Raw genomic sequence first — 1,262 nt, 5'->3', positions numbered from 1 at the left:
GCCGAACCGTTTCCTGGCGATCGTGCCCGCGGCCCTCACCGAGGAGATCGCGATGGCCGTGCGGGACCACGTCCGGGCATGGATCGCCGAACGCGGACAGCGGACGGTCGGCAAGCTGCTGGAGACCGCCGGACTCGACCCGTCCGCGGACGCTCATGCCTACACGCAGATGGGCGAGCAGCTCGATGGCTTCCCGGAGGTGTACTGGAGCGCCGTCGACTACGACGAGTTGGCGGGAGGCGACGGCGATGCAGCCGTGGACACGACGGCCCTGCGCGACGCCCTGACCGCCTTCCTCCCGCAGAACGGCGGCGAACCCGGCTTCCTTGGCAGCCAGGCCTGGTCCGTACTGCAGCGTCCGGTGGAGATCACCGATCCCGAGGCCGGTGAGGCAGCAGTGTTCTACCGGCCGAACCCCGGGGTCCTGTATCCCGCCATCTACGAGCTCGGCGAACGAACCATGGGCGCCGCCAAGACCGTCCGGCCGTTCGCCGCGCTCACACAGAACGGGTATCGCTGCTCGCTCACCGGCGAGACGGAATGGCTGACTCACGACGAGACACACCTCGCGCTGCCACCCGGACAACGCGATGCGGCCGACACGCTCTGGAGCCGGATTGCCCGGAAACGCCCGGCCTGGGCCCGAAAGGGTGAGCACCTGGGCGGACTGGCCGCCATCAAGCGGCTCTGGCCGACGCTGTTCTGCCGCGAGATCCGCGACGTGCTCGGTGAGGACCGGGCGCCGCGGCGGTTCGTGGTCTCGACCCATACCATGGCCCTCAGCACGTCACTGTTGAACAACCGGTGCTCGGTCGAGGCACTCACCCCGGAGCAGCAGGAGTCTATTGAAAACGAACCGCCTGCTGCCCTGCCCCACCGCCTGGCCAAGCACCTGCATCAAAGCGAGCACGGCGCGCTGATCGCCCGCATCCCGAGCTGGCTCGAGGCGCAACGTGAGGACGAAGACGCCGATGGCGATGCTGCTCAGCGCACAGTGGAACAGGTGCTCGGCGGCAAGCCGGAAACCTATTACGCGCTGTTGCTTATGGACGGCGACTACATGGGCAAATGGCTTTCCGGAGACGAGGAGCTGTCGATCCCGTACATCGACGCCTTCCACCCGAAACTGGCCCAAGGACTCAAGCAGCGGTTCGCGGGCAACGAGGCCCTGCAGGCTTACCTGCGGGCCCCGCGCGCGGTGTCGCCCGGACGGCACATCGCGATCTCCAGCGCGCTCAACGACTTCTCCAGCGTCATCGCGC

General features: G+C 67.8%; 1 pseudogene. It reads left to right on the top strand.

The features are described from left to right. Positions 1-1,262, top strand: a pseudogene (locus G7A99_RS20080) (type III-B CRISPR-associated protein Cas10/Cmr2); the annotation flags it as partial.

Source organism: Arhodomonas sp. KWT (assembly GCF_010993615.1).
Note: the sequence above shows the minus strand (reverse complement) of the source record. Positions and strands in the feature narration are given on the sequence as shown.